24 protein-coding genes are annotated in these 24,847 nt (G+C 48.1%); 8 read left to right on the top strand and 16 right to left on the bottom strand.

Annotation, left to right across the window (positions count from 1 at the left end; genetic code table 11):
• Positions 1 to 167: 167 nt before the first annotated feature.
• The 3 genes from LG219_RS05430 (at position 168) to LG219_RS05420 (ending at position 3,082) form a co-directional block, all read left to right on the top strand.
• Positions 168 to 1,310, top strand: coding sequence for a D-alanyl-D-alanine carboxypeptidase family protein (locus LG219_RS05430; protein WP_373314824.1), 1,143 nt, complete (start codon positions 168 to 170; stop codon positions 1,308 to 1,310).
• A 404-nt stretch (positions 1,311 to 1,714) separates the two neighbouring features.
• Positions 1,715 to 1,924, top strand: coding sequence for a VF530 family protein (locus LG219_RS05425; RefSeq protein WP_226763518.1), 210 nt, complete (start codon positions 1,715 to 1,717; stop codon positions 1,922 to 1,924).
• Between the two features lie 96 nt (positions 1,925 to 2,020).
• Complete coding sequence (locus tag LG219_RS05420) at positions 2,021 to 3,082, top strand: M29 family metallopeptidase (RefSeq protein ID WP_226763517.1); 1,062 nt, start codon at positions 2,021 to 2,023, stop codon at positions 3,080 to 3,082.
• A gap of 74 nt (positions 3,083 to 3,156) precedes the next feature.
• Here LG219_RS05420 and LG219_RS05415 read toward each other — a convergent pair whose 3' ends face one another.
• The gene (locus tag LG219_RS05415) at positions 3,157 to 3,846 is read right to left on the bottom strand and encodes a DUF502 domain-containing protein (protein WP_226763516.1); all 690 of its coding nucleotides are present in this window, start codon (positions 3,844 to 3,846) and stop codon (positions 3,157 to 3,159) included.
• 442 nt (positions 3,847 to 4,288) lie between these two features.
• Between LG219_RS05415 and LG219_RS05410 the strand changes: the two genes are divergently transcribed.
• Positions 4,289 to 4,993 carry an oligogalacturonate-specific porin KdgM family protein gene (locus LG219_RS05410; protein ID WP_226763515.1) on the top strand — a complete coding sequence of 235 codons (705 nt, stop codon included), beginning with the start codon at positions 4,289 to 4,291 and terminating at the stop codon, positions 4,991 to 4,993.
• A gap of 240 nt (positions 4,994 to 5,233) precedes the next feature.
• Here the strand turns inward: LG219_RS05410 and LG219_RS05405 are convergent, their stop codons facing one another.
• From LG219_RS05405 to LG219_RS05400, 3 genes are all read right to left on the bottom strand, one after another.
• On the bottom strand, positions 5,234 to 6,553 hold the full coding sequence (locus tag LG219_RS05405) for a sodium-dependent transporter (RefSeq protein WP_226763514.1): 1,320 nt from the start codon (positions 6,551 to 6,553) through the stop codon (positions 5,234 to 5,236).
• A gap of 225 nt (positions 6,554 to 6,778) precedes the next feature.
• Positions 6,779 to 6,904 (bottom strand): hypothetical protein, encoded by a 126-nt coding sequence (locus tag LG219_RS15390; protein ID WP_284691526.1) that lies wholly within the window; start codon positions 6,902 to 6,904, stop codon positions 6,779 to 6,781.
• 103 nt (positions 6,905 to 7,007) lie between these two features.
• Entirely contained in the window at positions 7,008 to 7,586 is a 579-nt protein-coding gene (locus tag LG219_RS05400) for a copper-binding protein (protein ID WP_226763513.1), read from the bottom strand.
• Between the two features lie 658 nt (positions 7,587 to 8,244).
• On the opposite strand from LG219_RS05400, the gene LG219_RS05395 reads away from it, so the two are divergent.
• Positions 8,245 to 8,544, top strand: coding sequence for a hypothetical protein (locus LG219_RS05395; protein ID WP_226763512.1), 300 nt, complete (start codon positions 8,245 to 8,247; stop codon positions 8,542 to 8,544).
• 467 nt (positions 8,545 to 9,011) lie between these two features.
• Positions 9,012 to 9,305 carry a hypothetical protein gene (locus tag LG219_RS05390; protein WP_226763511.1) on the top strand — a complete coding sequence of 98 codons (294 nt, stop codon included), beginning with the start codon at positions 9,012 to 9,014 and terminating at the stop codon, positions 9,303 to 9,305.
• 161 nt (positions 9,306 to 9,466) lie between these two features.
• Here LG219_RS05390 and LG219_RS05385 read toward each other — a convergent pair whose 3' ends face one another.
• Together LG219_RS05385 and LG219_RS05380 are read right to left on the bottom strand one after the other, a co-directional pair.
• On the bottom strand, positions 9,467 to 10,165 hold the full coding sequence (locus tag LG219_RS05385; RefSeq protein ID WP_226763510.1) for a hypothetical protein: 699 nt from the start codon (positions 10,163 to 10,165) through the stop codon (positions 9,467 to 9,469).
• 66 nt (positions 10,166 to 10,231) lie between these two features.
• Entirely contained in the window at positions 10,232 to 10,768 is a 537-nt protein-coding gene (locus LG219_RS05380; protein ID WP_226763509.1) for a gamma carbonic anhydrase family protein, read from the bottom strand.
• 254 nt (positions 10,769 to 11,022) lie between these two features.
• Here LG219_RS05380 and LG219_RS05375 point away from each other — a divergent pair, with 254 nt between their 5' ends.
• On the top strand, positions 11,023 to 13,068 hold the full coding sequence (locus LG219_RS05375; RefSeq protein WP_226763508.1) for a M3 family metallopeptidase: 2,046 nt from the start codon (positions 11,023 to 11,025) through the stop codon (positions 13,066 to 13,068).
• Positions 13,069 to 13,500: 432 nt separating this feature from the next.
• Here the strand turns inward: LG219_RS05375 and LG219_RS05370 are convergent, their stop codons facing one another.
• The 3 genes from LG219_RS05370 to chrA all read right to left on the bottom strand — a co-directional run bounded on the left by LG219_RS05370 (position 13,501) and on the right by chrA (position 17,504).
• Positions 13,501 to 14,265 (bottom strand): hypothetical protein, encoded by a 765-nt coding sequence (locus LG219_RS05370; RefSeq protein WP_226763507.1) that lies wholly within the window; start codon positions 14,263 to 14,265, stop codon positions 13,501 to 13,503.
• A gap of 196 nt (positions 14,266 to 14,461) precedes the next feature.
• Complete coding sequence (locus LG219_RS05365) at positions 14,462 to 15,835, bottom strand: amidohydrolase (RefSeq protein WP_226763506.1); 1,374 nt, start codon at positions 15,833 to 15,835, stop codon at positions 14,462 to 14,464.
• Between the two features lie 292 nt (positions 15,836 to 16,127).
• A complete protein-coding gene (gene chrA, locus LG219_RS05360) occupies positions 16,128 to 17,504 on the bottom strand; it encodes a chromate efflux transporter (protein ID WP_226763505.1) in 1,377 nt (458 codons plus the stop codon).
• Between chrA and LG219_RS05355 the strand changes: the two genes are divergently transcribed.
• Positions 17,470 to 17,847: a hypothetical protein gene (locus LG219_RS05355; RefSeq protein WP_226763504.1), complete on the top strand. Its 378-nt coding sequence runs from the start codon at positions 17,470 to 17,472 to the stop codon at positions 17,845 to 17,847. The genes chrA and LG219_RS05355 overlap by 35 nt on opposite strands.
• Before the next feature lie 202 nt (positions 17,848 to 18,049).
• Here LG219_RS05355 and LG219_RS05350 read toward each other — a convergent pair whose 3' ends face one another.
• The 7 genes from LG219_RS05350 to LG219_RS05320 all read right to left on the bottom strand — a co-directional run bounded on the left by LG219_RS05350 (position 18,050) and on the right by LG219_RS05320 (position 24,840).
• Positions 18,050 to 19,258, bottom strand: a complete 1,209-nt coding sequence (locus LG219_RS05350; protein ID WP_226763503.1) for an NnrS family protein — start codon at positions 19,256 to 19,258, stop codon at positions 18,050 to 18,052.
• Positions 19,259 to 19,324: 66 nt separating this feature from the next.
• On the bottom strand, positions 19,325 to 19,609 hold the full coding sequence (locus LG219_RS05345; RefSeq protein WP_226763502.1) for a DUF2249 domain-containing protein: 285 nt from the start codon (positions 19,607 to 19,609) through the stop codon (positions 19,325 to 19,327).
• 357 nt (positions 19,610 to 19,966) lie between these two features.
• Positions 19,967 to 20,302: a DUF5710 domain-containing protein gene (locus LG219_RS05340; protein ID WP_226763501.1), complete on the bottom strand. Its 336-nt coding sequence runs from the start codon at positions 20,300 to 20,302 to the stop codon at positions 19,967 to 19,969.
• 1,274 nt (positions 20,303 to 21,576) lie between these two features.
• Positions 21,577 to 21,909, bottom strand: a complete 333-nt coding sequence (locus LG219_RS05335) for a hypothetical protein (RefSeq protein ID WP_226763500.1) — start codon at positions 21,907 to 21,909, stop codon at positions 21,577 to 21,579.
• Between the two features lie 102 nt (positions 21,910 to 22,011).
• Positions 22,012 to 22,710, bottom strand: a complete 699-nt coding sequence (locus LG219_RS05330) for a hypothetical protein (RefSeq protein WP_226763499.1) — start codon at positions 22,708 to 22,710, stop codon at positions 22,012 to 22,014.
• Positions 22,707 to 23,747: an AAA family ATPase gene (locus LG219_RS05325; protein WP_226763498.1), complete on the bottom strand. Its 1,041-nt coding sequence runs from the start codon at positions 23,745 to 23,747 to the stop codon at positions 22,707 to 22,709. The genes LG219_RS05330 and LG219_RS05325 overlap by 4 nt, the downstream gene beginning before the upstream one ends.
• Positions 23,740 to 24,840: a DUF262 domain-containing protein gene (locus LG219_RS05320; protein ID WP_226763497.1), complete on the bottom strand. Its 1,101-nt coding sequence runs from the start codon at positions 24,838 to 24,840 to the stop codon at positions 23,740 to 23,742. Before LG219_RS05320 ends, LG219_RS05325 begins: the two co-directional genes overlap by 8 nt.
• Positions 24,841 to 24,847: the final 7 nt, after the last annotated feature.

The following is a 24,847-nucleotide window of genomic DNA, read 5'->3' as shown; positions in this document are numbered from 1 at the left end:
AATCCCCCGTGACCTAATGCCCAAGAATTTAGGTATTTTGTCTCAATGCATTCAAGCTTATTGTGAATGTAAATTTTCAACGCAGCAAAAGACATTCAATCCCCGTTTTCGCGGCACTAAACGCCGTATAATCTGTCCTTTGTGCTCCGACCCACTTTTAAATAGCCATGAATTCGATGAAAACCAGCCTGATTGCCGCCTTAATCGCTCTACCTAGCCTTGCCCACGCATTTGTGCCGCCGGTTCCCGAAATCGCGGCCAAGTCGTACTACCTTTACGACAAGCAAAGCGGCCAAGTTCTGGCTGCGCGTGATCCGGACATGAAAATCGAGCCCGCATCGCTCACTAAAATGATGACCGCCTACATCACCTTTAAAATGGTGAAAGAAGGCAAACTCAAACTTGACCAAACCTTGCTGGTTTCGGATAAAGGCTGGCGCACCGAAGGCTCGCGGATGTATCTGGACCCTAAAGTGCCAGCCACCGTGGATGATCTGATCAAAGGCATGATTGTGCAAAGCGGTAACGACGCTTGCGTCACCTTGGCCGAAGCCATTGCCGGTAGCGAAGAAGTGTTTGCGCAATTGATGAACAAAGAAGCCAAACGCCTTGGTCTACACAACTCATTTTTTACCAATAGCACCGGCTTACCTGACCCGGCTTTATTGGTCACCACCAGTGATTTAGGCCGTTTAGCCACCGCCATCATCAAAGACTTCCCTGAGTTCTACCCGATTTATGGCATTAAAGAATTCAAGTACAACAATATCAGCCAGCCCAATCGCAATTTATTGCTCTACCGCGACCCCTTTGTTGACGGCATGAAAACCGGCCACACGGCTTCTGCTGGCTACAATCTAGTCGCCTCAAGTAAACGCGATGGTCGTCGCTTGATTTCAGTGGTTGTCGGTACCACCAGCCCAGAAGTGCGCGCCACCGAGTCGTCAAAATTACTCAACTGGGGCGCACAATTTTTTGAAACGCCACGCCTGTACACCGCCAAACAAGCCGTACAGCAAGTGCCGGTATGGAAAGGCAAAGCCGACACCGTTGGCGTTGGCTTTATGCAAGACCAATACATCACCGTTCCCAAAGGTGATGCCGCAAAGCTTAAAATTGACCTAGTCAGCCAGCAACCTTTAATGGCACCGATCAAAGAAGGCCAAGTGGTTGGCATGATGAAAATCAGCCTCGACGGCAAGGTCCTTTCTGAGCGCCAAGTGGTAGCGATTACTTCAGTTGAAGAAGCCAATATTTTTGGCCGGGCATGGGATACGATTCGTTTGTGGTGGAAAGGTTTATTTAATTAAACTGCCCACCTTAGCGACAATCAGCCCAACGCGCAGTTGGGCTTTTTTATTGATTCAGCATTAACAATGGGTATATGCCGCTAGCAGTCATACCATAAGTCATAGCGAAAGATACCTATTAATTACGAGTGAAGCTCAGATTATGTGTTAATGGTTTTAAGTGCCTGCGGCACGGCTGTTTACAGTCGCAGTCAGTGGCGGCCCCTCTTTCTTTGACTCGCCAAAGAAAACGAAGTTTCTGCGTAGCTAAAACGGGGAAAAGAAAGGCGATGTTGATCTCGGTGCGCTTGAACGGGTGATTAAGCCCCAGACCAACGAGCGCGGCACAGCATCAACCCCCAATCTGAACAACGCTCAATAATGATCTAAATGGGTTAAAAATAATCCCAATCGAGGACCGCAGTATGTACAACCAAGACCCGCAGCACGGCATTACACTAGAAAAAATGCTCACCGACTTAGTCGATCATTTTGGCTGGAAAGAGCTCGCCCGGCGCATTCCGATCAAGTGTTTTTCCAATGAGCCGTCGATCAAATCCAGCCTCACTTTTTTGCGCCGTACGCCATGGGCGCGCGCACAAGTTGAGCAGCTCGACGCACGCATGCGGCGCTAAGCGCAGCGGCCCGCAGAAAATCAGAATCATACGTCCTAACAGACTGCGGCCAATCCGCCCGATTTTTGCCATTTAATTTGATAAGCCAAGCCAACGATGAACGACTCAAGCAGCAATCCTGAAAGCCCGATTTTTACCGCGTCCAGCGCGCTGGTGGCGCTTGCCCAGCAGCATTTAAGCGATGTACTGCGCATTGCCTTTGAACACAGCGCGGCAGAAAAAGCGGTGGTGGTGTTTGATAGCCGCAGCGAATTGGCCGTCACCCTCACCGCCGCTTACCGCCATTGCCTGCCGCACGCCCATTTTATTGATTTTGACCACAGCACGCCCGAGCAAGTGCTGGCCGAATTTGCCGATCTTGCCGCCAAAGACTTAGTCGTATTGGTGCAATCGACGCACTTTCGCCTTGAAGCCTTTCGGATTCGGGTTGAGCTGTTTAAGCGCGGCCTCAAAGTGATTGAGCATCCTCACTTAGGCCGAATGCCCGGCGCAGAAGTCGCCTACTACATCGACTCATTGGCTTACGATCCAAGCTATTACCGCGACGTAGGCCATGCGCTCAAAGCCAAAATCGATGCCGCACCGCACGGCATGATCGATAGCGGCGCCGGCAATCAACTGATTTTTGCGACGCCATTTGAATCGGCCAAACTCAATATTGGCGACTACCGCCAGATGAATAATACCGGCGGGCAATTTCCATTGGGTGAAGTGTTTACCGAAGCGGCGGATTTAGATTTGGTGCATGGTCGAGTGCGGATCTTTATTTTTGGCGACACCCGCTTTCGCGTGAACCGCCCCGCTACGCCCATCACCTTGGTGATTGCAAAAAGCCAAGTGATTGAGGTGATTGACTCCACGCCTGAATTTGACGCTATGCTGGCGATGATTCGCGCCGATGAAGGCGGCGTGGTCTGGGTTCGAGAACTGGGTCTGGGCATGAACCGCGCCTTTAGTTTTGCGCGTACCGTCAGCGATATTGGCAGCTATGAACGAATGTGTGGCATTCATTTATCACTGGGCATGAAGCACGGTATTTACGCCAAGCCGCACATCAAGCGTGGTGAAGGCAAATATCATATCGACGTATTTGCCATTACCGATTCAGTCCAATTTGGCGATGACGTCGTCTACCGTGATGGTCAGTGGGTGGTCTAAACGCTCAAAACAAAACGCCCGATGTGATTCGGGCGTTTTTTTACTGCGGCGCAATCGCTGCATCAGCATCAAGCCTATAAAGCCCGTGAGTCGGGATAAATCACCGGCGTCATTTGGCTGGCTTTTTTCAGTGACGGCGGCGGTGTAATCCCCATTGACACATAAATACTGGTCAGTTTATCCACGCCAATATTCGCAGGCCGTATCCATTCCTTGGGGATATACAACAAACCACCACCAATCGGCACTGGCGCGGTCGGCACTAAAATCGCCTGATACTCGCGACCATCAATCTCAATCGGCACGGGATTGGGCATCAAGGCCAAGACCGCCACGCCATCCCCGCCAAACAAACACCACACCGGACTCATCGCGCCAATATCAGCGTCTTGCTTTTGATCGAGCAAGCTCACAAAGCGATCGGCCATATTATAAAAACTGCCAATCACCGGAATCCGTCGCACCGTGCTATCGACCAGTGCCGCCAATGGTTTTTTTAATCGCGAGCGCACCAAAATACCCAAGGGATAAATCGACCCAAGTAGCATCACCCAGCCAATCAAATAACCAAAGATAGGATGATCCACCACCGGCTGGCCAATAATCGAAAATAAGCGCCCGACCAAACTATTGGGGCCTAAATAATCATTGAGTAAATTCACCACCCACGCCAACAGCGAAATAGTGAGCAAAAAAGGCAACAAAGCCAATAGACCCGACAACCAAGTGGTCAACACGCTTTTTAAACCACGCTGTAACAACATCACAACTCCATTGACGACGACAATCTCAATCTCAGATAAGTCTGCATTCTACAGCGGCCAAGCGCTTGCGCGTCATTGATCCATTAAAATTAAATCTACACAATGCGCTTTTTATTAATCACCAATTTCGACTTAAATAATTAAATGTCATATTTAATTATTTAAGTTCATATATTAAATATAGCGCTCGTGGCAATAAAATTTAATTTAATGAATCAATTTTACAACAATCGATTTTATACGCCGTCATTCCGCCAAACAGCTGAATGACCTCAAGTTACTTTTTTATTTCCAATTTCTGACAACCACAGAAACATTAAACAAAATCGCAAAAGCCAAGATAAATTGTAATAAATACCATTTACCTGCCAAATATAAGCGAATTATGATCAACGTAATGGCACGGCCATTTTACTTTCCATTTTATTCGAGAATTTAAATCATGAAGATTAAATACCTGATCGCTCTGACTTGCAGCGCCATTGCCATTCAAGCACACGCAACAAGCATCGATTTCCGTGGCGGCTACAAAACGGGCAGCGAAAAATACGAATCTCGCTTTTTACTAAGCCACGAAATGGCCAATGGTTTTGGTGGTGGTGTTGAGTACACGATGAGCAATACCAGCCGTTCGGGCGAAGGGATTGATCAAATGAACTGGATCGATACCGAGTTTGAACTGTATTACAAACACAAACTCAATGCGGCGGTGACTTTGCAGCCCGGTTTCTTGGTGCAAACCGTTAAAAACAAAGGCGAAGCTTACAAAGCCTACGTGCGTGCCAACTGGGAATTTGCCCCAACTTGGCGCTTTGACAGCCGTTTGCGTTACGACTTTAAAGGCTGGTCAGAAAAAGACTTAAACGGCAAGTTTGAACACGACGAAGTGCTGCGTGCTGACTTCTGGTTGCACAAAACATTGGACGAAAAAACCAGCACTTATTACAACTTCCGTTGGGATCACAAACTCAATGACTTTGAATACGTGAACAACAGCAGCAACTACTACGAACACAACGTGGGCTTGGGATACAAACTAACGCCTGCAGTTCGCGTTTACACCGAAGTCGGTTACTTAGGCGAAACCGCCAACAAACAACACGATGCTGAATGGCGCATTCGTTTTGGTAGCACTTACAGCTTCTAATCGATTTTCCTGTTGATCCGATTGGCAGTAAACCCAGCCTCGGCTGTAATGCCGCTCACTTAAGCCAAGTGAGCGGCATTTTTTTCCCCTCGATTTCATGTCTGCTATCGCTTTTGACGCAGAGAAAATCAATCGAAAAACCCCTTAATTTCCTCTGCGCCTCTGCACCTCTGCACCTCTGCACCTCTGCGTCAGATTTTCAAGGTTTTGCGTTAAGTGAACTGTGTTTAGATCGCTGCTTTATAAATTCTTGAGTAATAACACGCCAATCGACACCGGCGCGAGCACGCGGCAACTCCACTTTAAGCCCCATAATGCCCCGCCTGCTAAACCACAATGCTGCGCCACATGCGGCCAAACTCGCCAGCCAGCAAACAGCGCCACGGCAATCCCACCAATCGGCATCATGACATTGGCCACGCTGTAATCCATCAGTTCAAAAATATTTTTGCCCCACGCAGTCACATCAGCCCATGGGCCAAACGACAAAGAGGCTGGAATACCACACAAAAATACCACCAGCGACAACAGCAAAATCACTGGCCGACGCGGTAATTTAAATTCATCCAAAAACAGCGTTGCGATCAATTCGAGCATCGAAACCGATGACGTCAGTGCCGCCAGCGTCAATAAAGCAAAAAAAGCAATCGCCCACAACTGGCCCAAGGGCAAGCTGGCAAACACCACCGGCATGGTCATAAAGGTTAAACCCGGCCCCGCCGCCGGATCGAGCCCAAATACATGCAGCGCCGGAAAAATCATCAAACCGGCCAAAATCGCCACCGCGCACGATAAACCCACCACCCACATCGCCGAATGCAACACCGGCGTTTGCTGCTTAAGGTAAGAGCCATACGCGATCATGCCGCCCGTACCCAAAGACAAAGAGAAAAACGCCAAACCCAAAGCATCCATCGCCATCGTCGGCGTGAGCTTAGAAAAATCCGGCGTAAAAAACAGCTTCACCCCATCCCACGCCCCGGGCAAGGTTAACACCCGAGCAATTAAGATCAACATCAGCAGCAACAGCGCCGGCATCAATAACTTACTGGCGCGCTCAATGCCTTTTTCTACCCCGCCAATCACAATACCCAGCGTGGCTAAAACAAAAGCGGCGTGCGCCAAAATCGGCCAATAGCTGTGCGCTACAAAGCCAGTAAAGATAGACTTTAATACTTGGGTATTACCGGTAACAACACTGCCATCAAGCGCTAGTACCAGATACCCAATAGTCCAGCCGCCAATCACACTGTAAAAACTATATAAAACAAAGCCGGCAAAAATCCCCATCAAGCCAATCAGCGGCCAAGCTTTACCCGCCAATTGGCCAAACATGCCCACCGGCCCGGTTTGCGCGCTGCGGCCCAGCGTGAACTCGACGACCATCTGCGCCAAGCCGAGGGTAAAACTAAACAACAGGAATAATAAAATAAACACGCCACCGCCATTCATCGCGGTGACATAGGGGAATTTCCAAATCGCGCCCAAGCCAATGGCCGAGCCAGCGGCCGCCAAAATAAAACCCAGCTTAGAGCCCCAAGTCGAACGAGTTGTCATCATGATCCTTTGTCGTAAACCAACAATCCAGATCCAGACAAACGTTTTGGGGCGGCACCAATGCAACAAGGCCGCCCATTACGGCGGCCTTGGATCATTCATTTGGTGTAATTTAAATGAACGCGACCCATCGGGCTGCCGGTTGGCGAGCCAGATAATAATAAGAAAAATATGTAGGGGTCGAATTCAGTAACATGGCGACATCATCCAGTCTAGCGATCATTGCTGTCAAGCCAGCGCAACGTCGGCAACACCGCGATGCCAAGCTGATTGGTAATAAAAACACTGAATTTGCACGAAAAAACCACAACTCAAGCCCAACTCACTCGCACCTAAAATGGTAATAAAACCCATTTATCCCCAGAAAACCCAGCCAAAACCCAAGTCGCGCCCAAGAAAAAGCCTCGCCAACGCGAGGCTTTTGTAAGCCAATGAGGCTCACTGCGCTGATTTAGGCTTATTTAGCCGCAGAAACTAGCATCGCCAAAGCTTGCGTGTAAGTGCCTTTGATTTGATCGCCTTTTTTGATCATTTTAAACTGCGCTGGATCACGCACTTTTAAAGTCACGGTGCGATTCACGCCTTGCACACGAATGGTGTGTTTTTTGGCATCCACACCAATTACATTACCCACCACAGTGAGCTGCTCGCCAACAAAACCACCGGCCTTGGCCGCAGGTGCTGAAGCGCTGCTGGTTTCAGTAATCCGCTCACGTACATTCGAGCCAGAACCTAGCAATTCCAAAGTCAGCACTTGCAAGTATTCGGCATTTACTTTGTCGCCTACTTTGAGCTTGTCAAAGTTTTTAACATTTTCCCCCGCCATCACGCTCATGGTTTGGCCCGCAGCGTTTTTCAACGTGACTTTACGCGTTGCGGTATCAATCGCAGCAATCGTGCCATTGGCCTTCACTGCTTCGAGCAAAGTCACCGCACCCGGTGCCGACGATGCCACCAACTCTTCAGCGCTCGACGCTAAAGCCGGTAAAGACAACGCAAGCAACAAAGCACCCGTGCAAATTAAACCTTTTTTCATTCGTCTTACTCCAAAAAGTGAACAATCAAATCCAACCGCACCATCATAGGCCAGTCACGCCACAAAGCCAACACCGCAAGTAAGATCAAAGTCAAATAAGTGTTGGGTTAGGGATTGGGGATTGGGGATTGGGGATTGGGGATTGGGGATTGGGGATTGGGGATTGGCAATAGCGTAACGCTCAACCACAACTTGCCAGCATACTGCTATCGCGACGTAGGGCGTTGCACCGCATCAGCCGCAAATAACCATCGCCACGGTGCGATTCGCCGAAGACCTAACCCGCCAATCCCTTACCAACAACACACCATACCCATCGCGGTATTGCCATAAAGGCATTACAAATCAAGTGCTACAGAGCAATACCATCATATATTCGGCACGAAGCGGCAATTCGCCAATAATGCGATTAGCATTGGATATCATGCTTTCGACGATGAGGCGCTACCCGCTTTGGCGATGAACAGCCAATCTCGCACGAATCAATACCGATTGCTTTAGCACACGGCATCGGCGTCATTGAATGCCGCAGCGCAACAAATTAAATCTTACTAGCGTTTTACAGATAAAATAAACCACCTACATTTTTTATCCCCCCCGTATGACTGCAAAGACTTTCTTTTTTTCGCTCATCGCCTTGAGCCTCCTCGGTGTGGCAATGGCTTTTTTTATCCTCAAAGAAAAAGAGCACGATGGTCATTGGCCATGGCCGCTCAATGGTCGAGTGATCAATCACAGCCAAAAACCAGTCAAAGTGTGGGATGACAATAGCGCATTCTACTTCGTTGCCGCCGGAGAAAGCAGCAGCAACAGCCTAGACATCGACCATGCACAAGAGCCCAGCAGCCAACGCTGGTGCAAAATCGACGCCCATCGTTTAGTCGTCAATCCCAACGGCACATTCGACAACTGCCCCTGCTACGCCCTCGCCGCTGGCCGCCCGTGCATTAAGTTTTAAACCCACAACGCAGCACATAAAAAAACCGCCAGAATGATCTGACGGTTTTAAATTTCACCGCCAATTGCGCCGTATGCGGTGCAAATAACCATTGCAACGGTGCGTTCGCGTCGCTTTCAGCACCCTATGCTATTGCGCCGTTCGCGGTACAAGACCGTGTTCTTTCGCAGGAAGTCGCGCTCATGCCGCGCGGCACCTACCTTTCTTTGCTTCGCCAAAGCAAGGTAGGCGAAAGAAAGGCGACCCGAGCGCGCATCGGTCCCCGATGCCCTCGATTGTCGCAAGCCAAACGATAAAACTGTTCGTCTCGCTTCGCACTCGGTGCGCTTGGACGGGATCTCAAGCCCCAGACCCACGATCAAGATCATATTTAGATGTATTGCCAGCAACGCTTTGTAATTCAAGGTCTACAAGAAAATACCATCACAGACCCGAACCCGAACCCGAACCCGAACCCGAACCCAGCCATGCTGACCCAGCACCAGCACGAAACCAAGCACGCCAATGGTGGAATTATGGTTTTCTATCCCCTGTATCAAGCCGAGCGAGGAACAAGCGGGGCGGGGTTTTTGCGCTCATTGTTTGAGGCCGCAGGCCGAGTTTTGAGCGCAACCGCCTCGATTGTCCGCAGCGAGGGCACCGACGAAGTCGGCGCAGATACCGGGGGCTGCTTTGGGGTGAAGGGGGCTTTGCAGAAGCAAAGGCCCCTTCCCGCCCGCGCGGCGGAACGCGCACCAAAACCACGCGGCGCAGCCGCATAAACAACAAAACCGCTGGAATAATCCAGCGGTTTTGTTTGCATCAATACTCGCGGTAAACGTTGGACTTTATCAGTTCCGTAGCCCCGATAGAGCAAAGCGAAATCGGGGGAATGGACACATGCGTACGATTACGCTTCGCTAATCGTACCTACAGTGCTTATTTAATAAATGGCATCAACATCACAAGACTTTCCATTTTTAAAAAATAATTTCGACAAGTTTTTAACGTAAGTAACATCTTCGTAATACACATACTCAAAGCAAAATTTTGTTTTAATTGTGTTGCTTGTATTGGTAACTTCATAAAAATTATCATCTTTTCTTGATATGTTTAGCTTCCCAGTACTTAATTCAGGGTTAAATGCACCTGAAGATGAATCATAAGAATTGGTGTTTGCATTGGCATACCCTTGCGCCAGCCCTCCTGCAACTTGAAGTAACAATGTTATAACGTCATTGCTAACCTGTGAGTCTTGGCTATTTTCTTTATAATTAGCGAGATCTGGCTCTGGTATTTTTTCACCGGCTCCTTCTAAATTTTGAATTGCCATTTTGTTACCATAACGAGCTGCAAGCGCATACCATTTTATCCCTTCCCATTTTAATTTGTATTGCTCAGAGCTTCTTCTTTTTTCTAGCTTCATTTTTGATATATAAACTGCTCCAATATTATTAGCAGCCATTCCTTTAACTTCTGCAGTTTTAGCCTCTTCAAAAGCCTTGGTGTAAAACTGCAGCTTCTCATCGGGGTCTGTTACCGCATTCCCAGCATTGAATGAATTAATACCAAAGCGGCCACTATTACTAGCACAGCCAGTTAAAGTAAGGGCAATAACTGCAAATAAAAAAACAAATCTCATAACCTTTGTCCTTAAATATCGTTGATGCACATGTATAACCCCAAATACTAAAAATCAAATCCGAATCTATAAAAAATTCCCCACATACTTCCCCATCAACCGCACATAATGCGCTGCCGAATAAGCAAAATGCTTAATTTCATCAGCGCTTAATTCCCGCACTTCTTTCACCGGTCGGCCCATATACAAATAGCCCGAGCGTAATACTTTATTTGGTGGCACTAAGGATCCGGCGCCGATCATCACGTGGTCTTCGATGATGGCGCGATCGAGCACGATGGTGCCCATGCCGATGAGGCATTCATTACCGATGGTGCAGCCGTGCAGCATCACGCCGTGGCCGATGGTGACACGCTCGCCGATCATCAGTGGTGCGCCAAGTGGATCATCAGGGCGTTTGTGGGTGGTGTGTAGCACGCTGTTGTCTTGCACATTGCTGTCTTTGCCAACGTGGATATGATTCACATCGCCACGCAGCACAGCGCCCGGCCAAATTGAGACGTTGTCACCGAGTTTGACTTCACCAATCACACTCGCTTGCGCGTGTACCCAAGCTCCGGCGCCGATTTCTGGGTGGATACCGTCAAATTGTTCAATCGACATTGTTGCTCCTTGAATTAAGGCGACTCACGCCCATTTAATAATGATCAAAACTTGCGATCTGCAAGCACATTAAAAACCCACCACAGAGGCACAAAGACACAGAGGAAAAACGTAAGATGCAGGTTCAGGTGTCTGGGGAATGATTTTTAACCAAACACCTCACCCTTAAATTGGTTTTCTCTGTGCCTCTGTGCCTCTGTGGTAAAAAGCTTTTTACAAACTTTCAATTAAAGCCATTCTACCCGAGACCAACCATGACCCAAGCCAATCCCCTACTCGATTTTGCCGATTTACCGCGCTACAGCGAAGTCAAACCTGAACACGTGAATCCGGCGCTGGATATTTTGTTAGCCACTGCGGCGGCGGCAATTGCCCAAGCTGAGCAAATTAGCGATGCGTCTTGGGATAGTTTGAGTGTGCTCGAAGCCCCGCTCGAAAACCTTGGCCGCGCTTGGGGGGTGGTGGCGCATTTGGAATCGGTGGTCAATTCACCCGAATTGCGCGAAGTGTATAACGCCAATATTCCACGGATTTCAAACTTTTTTACTGAAATCGGCCAAAACGAAAAGCTATTCGCACTATACAAAGCGGTGAAAGAGCGCGAATACGCCAGCTTAAATCCAACCCGCAAAACGGTGATTGATGATGCGATTCGCGGCTTTGTCTTGTCGGGCGCGGAATTACCAACTGAGCAAAAAGATCGCTTTAAAGATATCGAAGAAAAACTATCTGAGCTCACGACTAAATTCTCGCAAAACGTACTCGATGCCACTGATGATTTTGCGCTGTATGTCACTGCGGCAGAATTGACTGGCTTGCCAGCCGATAACCTTTCGGCTGCGGCAGCGGCGGCAAAAGCCGACGAAAAAGACGGCTACAAAATCACGCTAAAAATGCCGTCGTATATGCCGGTAATGCAATACGTGCAAAATCGCGCTTTGCGCGAGCAACTGTATAAAGCGTATTCCACCCGCGCTTCGGAATTTGGCAAGGCTGAATGGGATAACGGTAAATTGATCCCAGAAATCTTGGCGCTACGCCAAGAAGCGGCGACTTTATTGGGCTTTAAGAATTTTGGCGAAGAATCACTGGTCACTAAAATGGCCGATAGCCCACAGCAAGTCATAGCCTTTTTAAGCGATTTGGCCCAACGCGCCAAGCCGTTTATGCTGGCCGATCGTGCCGAGCTTGAAAGCTTTGCTAAGGCTGAATTTGGCATTGAAAAGCTGCAAGCTTGGGATGTGGCCTTGGTGTCTGAGCGCCTGCGCGAGCAAAAATACTCGTTTAGCGAGCAAGAAGTAAAACAATACTTCACCGAGCCAACAGTGCTGACTGGCTTATTTAAATTGATTTCTGAGCTGTATGGCCTGCAGTTCGTTGCGAGCCAAGCCCCAGTGTGGCATACCGATGTACGCTACTTTGATCTCAAGAACAATGACGGCAGTTTGGTCGGTGGCCTGTATATGGATTTGCATGCCCGCGAAGGCAAGCAAGGCGGCGCGTGGATGAATGATGTGCGCGGCCGTAAATTGCGCGCGGATGGCACCGTGCAAACGCCAGTGGCGCTGATTGTGTGTAATTTCGCCAGCGGCGTGGACGGCAAAGATGCGATGTTGCCACACGACGATGTGATTACGCTGTTCCACGAAATGGGCCATGCGCTGCATCATTTGCTGACTGAAGTCGATGAATTGGAAGTTTCAGGCATTAGCGGCGTGGAATGGGATGCAGTGGAATTGCCAAGCCAGTTTATGGAGAACTTCTGCTGGGAATGGCAGGTATTGCCTGCGCTGACGCATCACACCGATACCGGCGAAGCAATACCCCGCCCATTGTTCGATAAAATGTTGGCGGCAAAAAACTTCCATAGCGGCTCTGGCTTGCAACGCCAATTGTATTTCTCGATTTTTGATATGGCTTTGCATCAAAAATCCGAAGCGGTTTCTGCCGGAGATTTAAGCGCCTTTGCCCAAGCGGTGCAGCAAGAATTGGCGCTGCCATTGCCACCGGAATACAACCGCTTCCCGCAATCGTTTAGCCATATTTTTGCTGGCGGTTATGCCGCAGGGTATTACAGCTATAAATGGGCCGAAGTACTCAGCGCCGATGCCTACGCAGCATTTGAAGAAGCTGCGGATCAAACCAGCAGCAGCGTAGTGAATGCCGAAGTCGGCGCACGTTTCCGTAAAGAAATTTTAGCCGTCGGTGGCTCACGCCCTGCAGCCGAGTCGTTCGCCGCCTTCCGTGGCCGCGCACCAGCGATTGATGCGCTGCTACGCCACAATGGTTTGACCGAATAAGTCGATCACGCTGCCCAGCGCTGCTTGCTGCAAAGCGCGCGAAGATCAATGTGAAACGGTAATAAAAAAGCGAAACTTCGGTTTCGCTTTTTTTTAGGCAATGTTCAGATTTGGTGTGGATGCTGTGCCGCGCTCGTTGAGCTGGGGCTTAAAATCCCGTTTAAGCGCACCGAGTGAGGAGAGAGACAAACGGTTTTATCGTTTGGCTCACGACAATCGAGGGCACAGCGGAGCTGGGCGCGCTCGGGTCGCCTTTCTTTTCCCCTATTTTCTTTGGCGAGTCAAAGAAAATAGGGTCCCCGTCGCGGACTGCGACTGTAAAACAATGTGCCGCAGGCACTTAAAACCATCAACACGTAATCTGAACATCCCCCTTTTTTATTGGGTATATGCCTGCAGGATTTATATTTAAAAGCCTTTAAAGCAATACCCTTATTTGGCTGGGCGGCCGGTTTTGATTTTTTCTAGCTGCTGCAGCATTTGATGCAGCTCTTGATCGGCTAAGGCGGTTAAGGCATTTAAGCCAGCACGAATCAATTCGCTTTTTTTCACTTCAAGTCCGGCACCAATCACCCGCTGCTTTAAGGCGGCAATCAAGGCGTAGTCGGCTTCGGGGAAGGTAAAACTATCGCGAATCAATTTGGCTTTTTTAGCTGCTTTTTTTGCGGGCAACTGGCTGGCTTTATCGAGTTTTTTACCCATTTTAACTTGCGGCGCGGCGCTCGATTGCTCACTGAGTAAATGCGTGGCCAATGCTTCCATATCATCGACTGAGGCGGTGGCTTTGCGTTTACTGCTGACTTTGGCCATGGGCACTTCGGCGACCGAACTGGCTTGGGTGATATCGGCTTTGCTGGTATCGGCTTTGGCTGCGGCGGGTCTTGCTGCGGTGGTTTTAGTTGTGGCGGTTTTAGTTACGACGGGCTTGCGCGCAGCGGTTTTGCTCGCAGCAGCGGGGCTGGCCTTGGCCACGCTTGGCGCTGACGGCTCAACCACAACGGCGCTCGCTTGCGCGGTGCTAGTAGTCGGTGTTGCTGGCGTAGTTCGAGCGCGGCGCGTGGTCGGTTTACGCGCAGTGCTGGCGCTGGTTTTTGGCGCGGTCGTTGGCGCTGCGGCAGGCGCTGGTGTTGCTGGGATTTCTACGGCCTTTTTTGGGTCTTGCTCGCTCGCCAACGCTGGATTTGTAGATTTAGTCATCAAAAGCTCCATCAATAAAAAGATATAAACCGTATAAACACTTTACCTTGCTATTTTGCATGGTTTTAGCTGAAACATACATGTCTATTTGATGACGAAGACTTTGAAATTCATTGGCATCAAGCAATCGGCGATGTCGCCTCGCTCTGCGCGGCCTGATTGAGCCGCGCGAGACGAAGCCATCCAGCGGTCGTGCTTATTGCGGTGTTTTTTTCAATACGCTCAAAGCGGCAACGGCATTGGCTTTTACCCCAATTGGAATCGCCGCTAAATCGACAAAAAAGTTAGGATTGTGATTTGAGTAAGGAAAAGGCTGTCCCTTCGCACGCGCAGCGGTAAATTGCGCTAGCGGTGCCACCCCCACCAAGATAAACACATATGGGGTTTGGTGTAAGTTAAAGACTTCTTGAAAGTCCTCCGAGCCCATCACCGCCGGAAACTGATCGATCACTTGATCGGCGCCCAATAACTGCACCAGCGCAGGATTAATCGTTTCGACCAATTCACGCTGATTAATCAACGGGCCAGAGTGCCCTTTCATCGTCCGCACCGGCATTTTATCGGCGGGTACGCCGGCAGCCACGGCGATGCCTTGATTAATTTCATCAATTCGGCGCAATATTTGCGCCCTCACTTCGGGGGTAAACCAACGCAAATTGAGCTTAAGCAGCGCCGTTTCAGGGATCACATTATTGTCGCGCCCAGCTTCAATCGCGCCAACAGACAGCACCGCCGCAGCTTGCGGGTCAAGATTGCGGCTAATAATCGTTTGATACGCCAAGACCGCCTGAGCCGACATGACAATCGGATCAATCGTCATTTGCGGCGTTGAGCCATGCCCACCAATCCCTTTAAAGGTAATGTCGAGCTGATCGACCCCGGCCATTCGAACTCCCGCCGAGCTGGATACATAGCCCACAGGCCCCGGCGCAGTGTGCGCGCCAAATGCATAATCGGGCTTAGCAAACCCCCGCTCCCACAGCTGATCATCGACCATGGCTTGCGCGCCCAAACCGACTTCTTCTGCGGGCTGGGCATACACCACCAAGGTGCCCGACCAGTCTTTACGTAGCGCCACCATCGCCTTGGCCATGCCCAGCAACCACGTAATATGCGCGTCATGCCCGCAAGCATGCATCACATCGACTTCACTGCCATCGGCCAGCTTTTGTTTTTGCTTGGGCGAATACGCGAGTCCAGTGGCTTCTTTAACCGAAATCGCATCCATGTCGGCACGAAACCACACCGTCGGGCCCGGGCCATTTTTTAATACCCCCACCACCCCAGTTTTGGCGATGCCTTCGGTGACGCTAAAACCCAACTGTTTGAGTTCTTTGGCCACAATTGCAGCGGTGCGCACCTCGGTAAAAGCCAACTCTGGATGCTGATGTAAATCTTTAAATATCGCCAGCAACCGTGGATTATCCTGATCAACCACCGCATTCAATTGCGCCAGCACCGCAGGCGCTAATGGTAGATCGGCGCTGTGCGCCAAAGTTGGCCAAGCGAGTAAAAAAGCGGTCAGCGCCGCCGAAAAAGGCTTGGTAAGAGAGGATCGAATAACGTGCATGGCTGACTCCTGATTAATCAACGCATTAAAAATACTGACTCGAAGATGACTATAACACCATGAACTAGCCAACACAGAAAACACGCTTCAAACAACGCGCAAGCAACATGCTACTACTGCTACTGCTACGGCGTTAAATCCATCGAGAACCGATTGATGTTTGGTTTGTCGCCACGCGGGGGCGATTTTCGCGGCGAATCACGATCTCATCCGCCGTCATTTATGCGCTTGCCACAACGCCGCTGGCCGCGACAAGCACCCTGTATCGATTCCGGCCGCGGCCAGCCGTGCCTTACTGCAAACCCGTTTTCAGCAATAAACCCAACACCGCACTGGCGGCAATCACATGAATGACATTGCGTTGGTATTTAAATAAAGCGATGGCCGCGGCGCTGGAGATCGATACGGCGATCCAATCGACTGAGCTGACCATGCCGCCAGCAAAGCCGGTTGGCCACCATACGTGGTAGCCAAAAAACAGCGCCAGATTCACAATCACCCCGACCACTGCCGCCGTAATCGCCGTTAAAGGCGCGGTAAATTTCAAATCATTGTGGGTGGTTTCAATCAACGGGCCGCCAGCAAAAATAAACAAAAATGACGGCAAAAAAGTAAACCATGTCACCAAACAAGCGGCGAGCGCCCCGGCTAAAAATACCGATTCAGGCCCAAACAGCGCTTGGGTATAGCCGCCGATAAAAGCAACAAACGCCACCACCATAATCAACGGCCCGGGCGTGGTTTCACCCAGCGCCAAACCATCGATCATTTGCGTGGGCGTCAGCCATTGGAAATCCATCACCGCGCCTTGATACACATACGGCAGCACCGCATACGCCCCGCCAAACGTCAGCAGCGCGGCTTTGGTAAAGAACCACGCCATTTGCGTGAAGGTGTGTTGCCAGCCGAAATACGCCATCAGTACCGCCATCGGCACCAGCCACAGCAGCGCACCGATAACGATGATTTTAACTAAGCGTGACCAGCTAAACATCGCGTGTGCAGGCGTTGGGGTATGGTCGTCAATCAGCGCCGCGCCGTAAGATGCCCCCGTTTTGCCATGCCCACCGCCGGTTTTAAATTTGTCGGGCGCGAATTTGCCGCCCAAATAACCCAGCACCGCAGCGGCGGCAACAATCAATGGAAACGGCACATTTAACGCAAAAATCGCCACAAACGACGCGCCGGCAATGCCCCACAACAGATTGTTTTTCAGTGCGCGCGAGCCAATGCGATGCGCCGCTTGCAGCACAATCGCTGTCACCGCCGGCTTAATCCCGTAGAACAAGCCCGCCACTAGCGGCACATCGCCAAACGCAATATACAGCCACGACAATACAATTAGTATTACCAGCGAAGGCAATACAAATAACACTCCTGCGGCAATACCCCCTCGCGTTGTGTGCAGCAACCAGCCGATATACGTCGCCAATTGCTGCGCCTCGGGGCCGGGCAACACCATGCAATAATTCAGCGCGTGCAAAAAACGTTTTTCTGAAATCCAGCGCCGACGCTCAACCAGCTCTTGGTGCATGATGGCGATTTGCCCAGCAGGCCCGCCAAAACTAATCAAACCGAGTTTTAACCAAAACCAAAATGCCTGCCAAAAACTCACCGGCGCTGGCGGCAGTTCAGTGGATACGGCGGTGGGGGTTTTATCTGGATTCATTGAATTTCCGAGCATCAAGCGCAGCCACACGCCATCAATGACGGCACGGGCGGCGGGAAAAATAGATTGGACGATCGATCCGTTGCCTTACGATCCGCAGCCTGAAATAGAACGTAGGCCCAAGACAAAGCCGCGTGACACCGCAGATTTGCATTTTCACGCCCCAGTGAACACCCATAGCAATGTCAATAGCGCAGTGACTCAAGCATTCAAACTGACATTCGGTGTATTAGAACTAGCGACAAAAGAAGCTCTGCCCTTATTTCAGCGGCAGAGATTACAACATTTTTGTAAGCCGAAAAATGATTTTATCGGTACGATCAAGCCGCAGAAACAAAAATAAAGGGTATTGCCATCCAGCCTATGATTTACATGGCATAGATAACAATACCCTAAATAATAACTTCAAAAGCACGCGTCATTGCACTGTGGTTTTATTGGGCAACACGGCTGCGTATTGAGATGGCGAGTCGCCGCAGTTCAAAAACCAATATGTAAACCGAGCTGCCGCAGCGTCGCCACGACTTGGCCCTTGCAATGCCAGCTTAACCCGCGCCGCCATCCACCCGCGCCTGCCAATACATCGGCAAATACACCCGACTCCAACTCAATATCGCAACCATCGCCAAACTGGCCGCCACCGCATACGCCAACGCTTGAATAGATGGCATTAACTCGCCCACGACGCGCGCCAGCGCCACGCCTTGCATCAACCAATAACACGTCCAAGCCAAACCGCCAGCCAGTAAAGGCCGACCGGAATGCCCCAAAGTCACTCGCGTAACAAACGCCAACAACATGCAACAGAAAAACCCCAAAGTCAGCGCATGCAACGGCGCAAAACCCAAACCCAAATGCCCGTATAGCTGCAATACATCACTGATCACCGACAGCAGCATCGCCACCCCCGCCCACGCAAAAGCCGCGTGCAGCATCGCCAGTAATTTAACCTGAAACGATTTTTTTAAATCCCAGCGCCAAGTGGTATACAACAAAATACTCGCCATCACCGCGTCAACAACAAGCGTATTAATAGCAAAACCAATCAAAACAAGGCGTAGCAACGAACACCCTACCAGGGTATATAGCCACCATTTTGGTCGCCATGGGGTATAAATAGGCAAAGCACTCGCCGAAAAAAACGGAATCATTCGGTGACTCACCGCCAAAAATACCGGCAATAGCAAGCCCCAAATGCCGATTTGCACTGCAGCAAACCACGCCGAATATTCGCCACTGAGCGCCCAATACAGCGCCAAGCTTAAACCCACAGCGCCCAAAGCAAACCCCAGCGCGACCATGCGCGCATGCAATTGATCTTGCACGCTACTGGCGAAAATGGCCCGAAGCCACAAAGCCAATCCTGCTAACCACGCCGTTAATTGCAAAACGATGCCCCAGCTAAGCAAAGTGGTATTAGTCGCTGAAGCAAGCACTAAAAGGCCCCCGAGCAAATACCCCAGCATAATCGGCGCATAAACTGCCCGACTCGGGCTCGCAACCCCTAGCCAGCGTGGCCCAGCGGTATAGATAAAACCGAGCATAAACAGCGGAAAAAAACTATACGTCATGCTATAGCCGTGCAAAAACATCGGCACAACGGCACTCGGTAAAGCCAGCCCTTGCCAGCGGCCCAGCATCTGCGCCGCCCACCAAGCAAAACTTAAAACCAGCAACACGCCACCCGCCAAAAATCCCAAGCGATGTGGCGCCAGCTGTGTTTGTTGATAACGAGACAGCAGCACCTTAAACATCAGCAACCCCCTATTCGCTTCACCGTTTGCTTCACCGTTTGCTTCACCGTTTGCTTAACCATTCGCTTAACCATTGCAATGCCCACAACACGGCGCGCCAAGACTCGCATCGCTGATTTTGGCAATCGTCGCTTGCCAAAGCGCAGGTCCCGCTTGCACATACGTCCATTGAAATAAGCCCGCAAATCGCTCGGCAAACTGCGCCTCTAAAGGACTTGGCCGATGATCACTGGTCAACGCCAACGCCTCGCCCACTTTAAGTGCAGTAAAGGTATTAAAAATCAAAGCATGACGCTCGGCTGGTGCAATTTGGCGCACATCAATGTGACTGACAATTTGAGCTGGATGCATACTGAAAATCCTCGTGGCAATTAAACATATAAATAATATACACATTAAAGTACCACGCCGGACCCTCGATAATCAATCGATAAAATACACATTATCAGCAAGGCTGAGTCAGATCAAAACCGCACTGGATCAAGCCAACCGAAGCACAGCGGCAATCGCAAGCGATCGATCGACAACGACAATCCATGCCAGCGCCCCATCGCGCAACAACATCAATCGAGCAGGCAAAGCGCAGCGCGCCACAAGCGATTAGCCGCTGGTGCCGCCGATTGGGCCAAAATCCGCGCAAACGCGGCTGGCAAACCAAACGTCAACCGACCCTAGAAACCGGAATTAAAAACCCAGCGGCACATCGATCTAAACATCCCACGGTGGATTATTCAGATCTGAACTGGCGGGCAATAAGGGACGCAATGCTGCGAGGGGCGTGGTCAACACGGCGGGTGACTTTGCAACTGAGGATTTTGCGGCTGGCGGCTTGGCTTTTTTGGCTGGGGCGACACTAAATTCTGGCGCCGCAAACTGAGCGAGCGACTCGGGCAACCAGCGGACAAAACGGCCCACATCCACGCCATGCGGCACATACCACGCCTTGGCATCAGGATCAAACCTTGCCCCTAAAGCCTTAGCTTGGTCTTTTTCTTTAAACGGCACTTTGAGATAAACCTGCGCCTGACTATGACCCGCTACCATCGCCAAAACCCCATAACTTGTCGAAACCACACCATAATAAAGGCGCTTGGCAAGCAAAGGCAGCTTATTTTTAATGCCGCAGCGTAGTCAAACTCATCAGCGCGCTTGAAGCGATGGCGCTATTTGATGCTCGACAGCATTCAAAATCAGCCCCGCTACAGCAATACCAGCCAACTGTCGCTAGATAGTCCAAACACACAGCCCAGCCAAACTAATCAAGTAATTGGGTGGTATATCGCTGCAGGTATTTTTGAATCAGGGCTACATGCACATACCAACGATATTTAGAACTGACGAACACCGCAGCTCGCCCAACAAATTAAGCACATACCCCCAGCGCAGTGATGAAGGGGCAAATCGAACCATAAAATATTTTTTGAGCGCCAACGAAAAAGGGTTCCAGCTAAAAAGCTGGAACCCTGTGTTCTTTGGTGCCGACGGCAGGAATCGAACTCGCGACCCCCTGATTACAAGTTAGCTGCTTTAGCTGCCTCACAATCAACTTCAAGTATTTGAATTACTTGAACATTTAACCATCACCACCACAAAAAACAAATATCTTAGCGCAATCAACACGTTACAGCATAAACAACTCGCTACAACAACACACCGCAATCCACGATCAAGCTCAACGATTCAAGCGATTGTTGCCAGTTATTGCCGTTTTTTGTACGGCAGTGCGTTGTAAGTGCGTTATGTCATTATAGCGGAAAGCGAGTGTTCGTGCGGCTTGGCGACTATTTCAACTGCCGCTAGTGAAATCGTTTATGGTACGGTTGAGTCCGTGGATGTATTAACATCGCCTTCACACTCAGGTACGATCATTACAAAAACACGTGGGTTCCGCTTAGTACGCACCACCACCGTACCTTTACTTGCCTGACATTCCGCAGCTTGCACATGAGGCGTACATACTACCAATGCAGAATTCATAGTAAATGCACATATATCGCGTGAGCCAGCTGGTAAGCGTTCAAAGACCTCCTCTAGCGCCTCGTTACTGGTATCAGGATAAATATATTTGTCTAATTCAAGCGCGATGGCAGTAGGCGCAATACATCCCAAAGCGAGGATTAACAGCAATCGGTGCATAAACAAGCCTCTCACCATCTGTTGCACAAATTATAAGTATGGTTCAGAAGCAACGCTGTTATTTTTTGAGCTATAACTGTTAACTTCGTACATACAAGCGTACAACCTACTCAACGTCTTGGCACGCTTTGACTCTAAAAAATCTTCCTCAACACACCATAACGGCAAAAACCAATGCAATTTTAAATCATTCCAAGGCGAGCAAGGCGTGAAGAAATTGCACCTTTACTACGTCCTACTTTCGCCGCAATTTCTTTAATAGAAACACCCGATTCATAGTCAGAAATAATTGTTTCCTCCTCTTCTTCCGACCAAGAAGAGCCAGCATTTTCAGGAAGTGAATTTTCGCGTTCAACACGTTTTACTGCTTTTTCAAGCGACTCAATAGCAACAGAGAACGCCTTCTTTACTAATCGACGGTTGATGATGCTTTGCTTAGTTAGAATCTCTCCAGTGTCTGGATCGATACCATTGGCGAGAGATTCTATAATTTCTTTTGCTTCTAGTGGTGACATAAAAGAGAACTCCCCTAAAATATTTTTCCAGCCTGCCAATCAGTGAATATTAAAGCTACATACCTACATTTAGCTATTGCTAAGTATTTGCTCTAAAGTAGCTCAATTCAGCACTTTAACAATGCAACTCAACTCTTTATTCTTATCAAATAAATACTCAAACCCACTACTAAATACAACCTCGACAGAATCATCAATTCTCAAGTACCTATCATGTAAGCCATCATAAGTCTTTTTTGTATCGGACTTAATAGTCCAACTATTACATAATGCCTTTACCTTCCCAGTAATACCATTCATTTGGCTAGAGCAATTGATAATAGACATCTTTCTATTTGGAAAAAGATTAAATAGCTGCTTCCATAAACGTTCATTTTTAGACTGAAAAAAATAGATGTCATACGCAACAATCGTGTTAGCAGACATGCAGAGTTCTTTTATATATCGTATCAAATTAGCACGATCTTCCCCGACCCCATAATTAAAACAAAATTCTCTACGAAATATTTTATTATTAACATTAAAGTTGGGATAGGTATCATCGTTAGTTGAAAGAACCATTCTATACTTTGTTGTTTCGGCCAACTCAGTTAAAGTCTGATTAGTATAACCAGCTTGAGCAAGCTGCGCATGTAATGCTGCATCCTCTTTCCCTATACGACGAAGCTGACTAACATTGGTTAAATGCGATCCAGAATAATAGCACAGCAACGCTTTTGCTTTTTCAGGGTCGCATTTGCAATTTAAAAAATCATAATAAACTTCTAGCAGTTCATCTGACAATACTAGTGATCTACTCACAAAGGCAGCTCCATCAGGTTTTCCAGCGTGGAATCAAAAAAACCAGTCGGAAAGCTAACTTTCAAGCCTTTTTCGTCAACAAAAGATCCAGCTTTATTAATAGCAATTTTCTCAAATAATTGCCCACTATCCTTCTTGTAAAATATTCCAACTAAATCGTCATACGCATCATCTTTATATGCCTCATACCTAACTTTATTTATGAGATGTTCACAATGCGTTTCTAAAATGACTTGGACTTCATTTTTTGCTAGATAATAAAAAAACTCACCTAATTTTGCCTGTGCCTTTGGGTGCAAATGAATCTCAGGATTTTCAATAATAATTGAATCACCCTTGTTGCAAGACAAGCACAGAATTAGAATCTTCGCCACATAACTATTTCCTGCACCAACATTAAATGGATTTAACTCAGACAAAGTGCCACTTGAAAATGACACTTTAACCTTTGAGCTTGTTATCTTTTGCGACTGCAACGTTATATCAATATCAAGAATATACTGCAACCACCAATTCAACTGACTTTTCAACGTTAAGGAGTCTTTAGATTTAAAATCCCCAATATCGTAGATATCATCTTTGTGTTGATCAAAAAAACCAAACAAATACTCACCATTCAATCCACACTTCACTTTTCCATTGTAAATAGCCAACTCTTCAGGCCCTGTTCGGTGAGCGGACAAATAATATATTTCTTTTTCAAAGTCTAGCTCAGCTCCACCATCAATACATTCCACGTTTGATTCACTTTCAGACCAGTTTATTTTAGTCACTCCTGATGGACTAGATACACCGATCTCAATTAATCTTGAGTTAGCAATCTTATTTCTTGAAAAAGAAAAGTCAGAGAAATTATCAACATAATCACTCAAAGAACCATTTTTAATATTCTCAGAAAAAATACCAGCTAAAAGCAAACTTTGGAGAACGGTGGACTTACCTGAGGAATTCACCCCAGTAAATACAACCAGTTTTTTAAAGTCAAAAACCTCGCTGGAAATACTTTTATATCCAGCCACGCTCAAAGCATTAATCATAAAACTCGCTCCTAATTGCATCAGCTTTATCAAACCTAAATTTGATACCATTAGTTGTATCAATTCTACCGCCAAACATATTTGACTTGTCCATTTCCACCTTAACGGATTCTATGCGATTTTTTAGACTAGATAAATCTGTACCATCAGGAATTTCATTGCTTAGCATATAGCTAATGCATTCAAATAAACCCATACTCACAGGGCGTCTATTTCCATACGCATTAAAAAACCTAAATGCATCATCACCAAGAACATCGATACAGTTCCTCATCGCAACCCTAAATGAGTCCTTTAATCCTTGTATCTCATTTTCACTAAACCCATTAATCGCCTTCATTACATCAGCTAAAAACTCATCCACATCGCTCTTATATTCGATACCACTTAATCTATTTGTTCTCAATAAAAAGAAACCCAAAAACCGTAATATTATATATCGATCCTTCATTCTCTTTGATGAAACGCTATTGCCTGTTGCTTCTAAAAACAAAGGATCGACAGCTAACTCTCTGAGCAGCAAAGTTGAAGCGCCAGAATATAGAGCATTTCTCATTTCTTGGTTGTTTAGCCGAGTCCCACCTCTATTTACTCGATCAAAAATATCAAATTTAACTCTCTCTGGGGTCGGTGGTAATATTGTATACGCCTGAATTTGATAATCTTCAATTTTTGACTGATATTTTGGGCTAAGCCCATTAAAATATGACTCATTCTCAGATTTCAACATTTTCAAATCACTTAACAAAAAAGAACCATTCATATATTCAAAAATGGTTGTCAATCTTTGCCTACCGTCAACCACTTGTTTTGTACCAGAATTGTCTTCAAACAAATAAATTATTGGCAATGGTATGCCCATCAAAATTGATTCAATCAACTCTGACTTTTGTTTTTTATCCCAAACCCCACCACGCTGAAAATCTGGGTCAATTTGAATTTTATTTGACACTTCTTTACGGCGCTTCAACTCAAAAAGACTAAACTGCTCCTTTATTAAGTTAATAACAATATCTGGATACTCTGAGCTTTTATCATCAAGGGTACTCTCACCCTCTAATTCTTCATTTTCAATATCAGCCATATTTGACATTTAAGAC

Origin of the sequence: Deefgea salmonis, from assembly GCF_020531905.1 — a bacterium.
Taxonomy (GTDB): Bacteria; Pseudomonadota; Gammaproteobacteria; order Burkholderiales; family Chitinibacteraceae; genus Deefgea; species Deefgea salmonis.
Note: the sequence above shows the minus strand (reverse complement) of the source record. Positions and strands in the feature narration are given on the sequence as shown.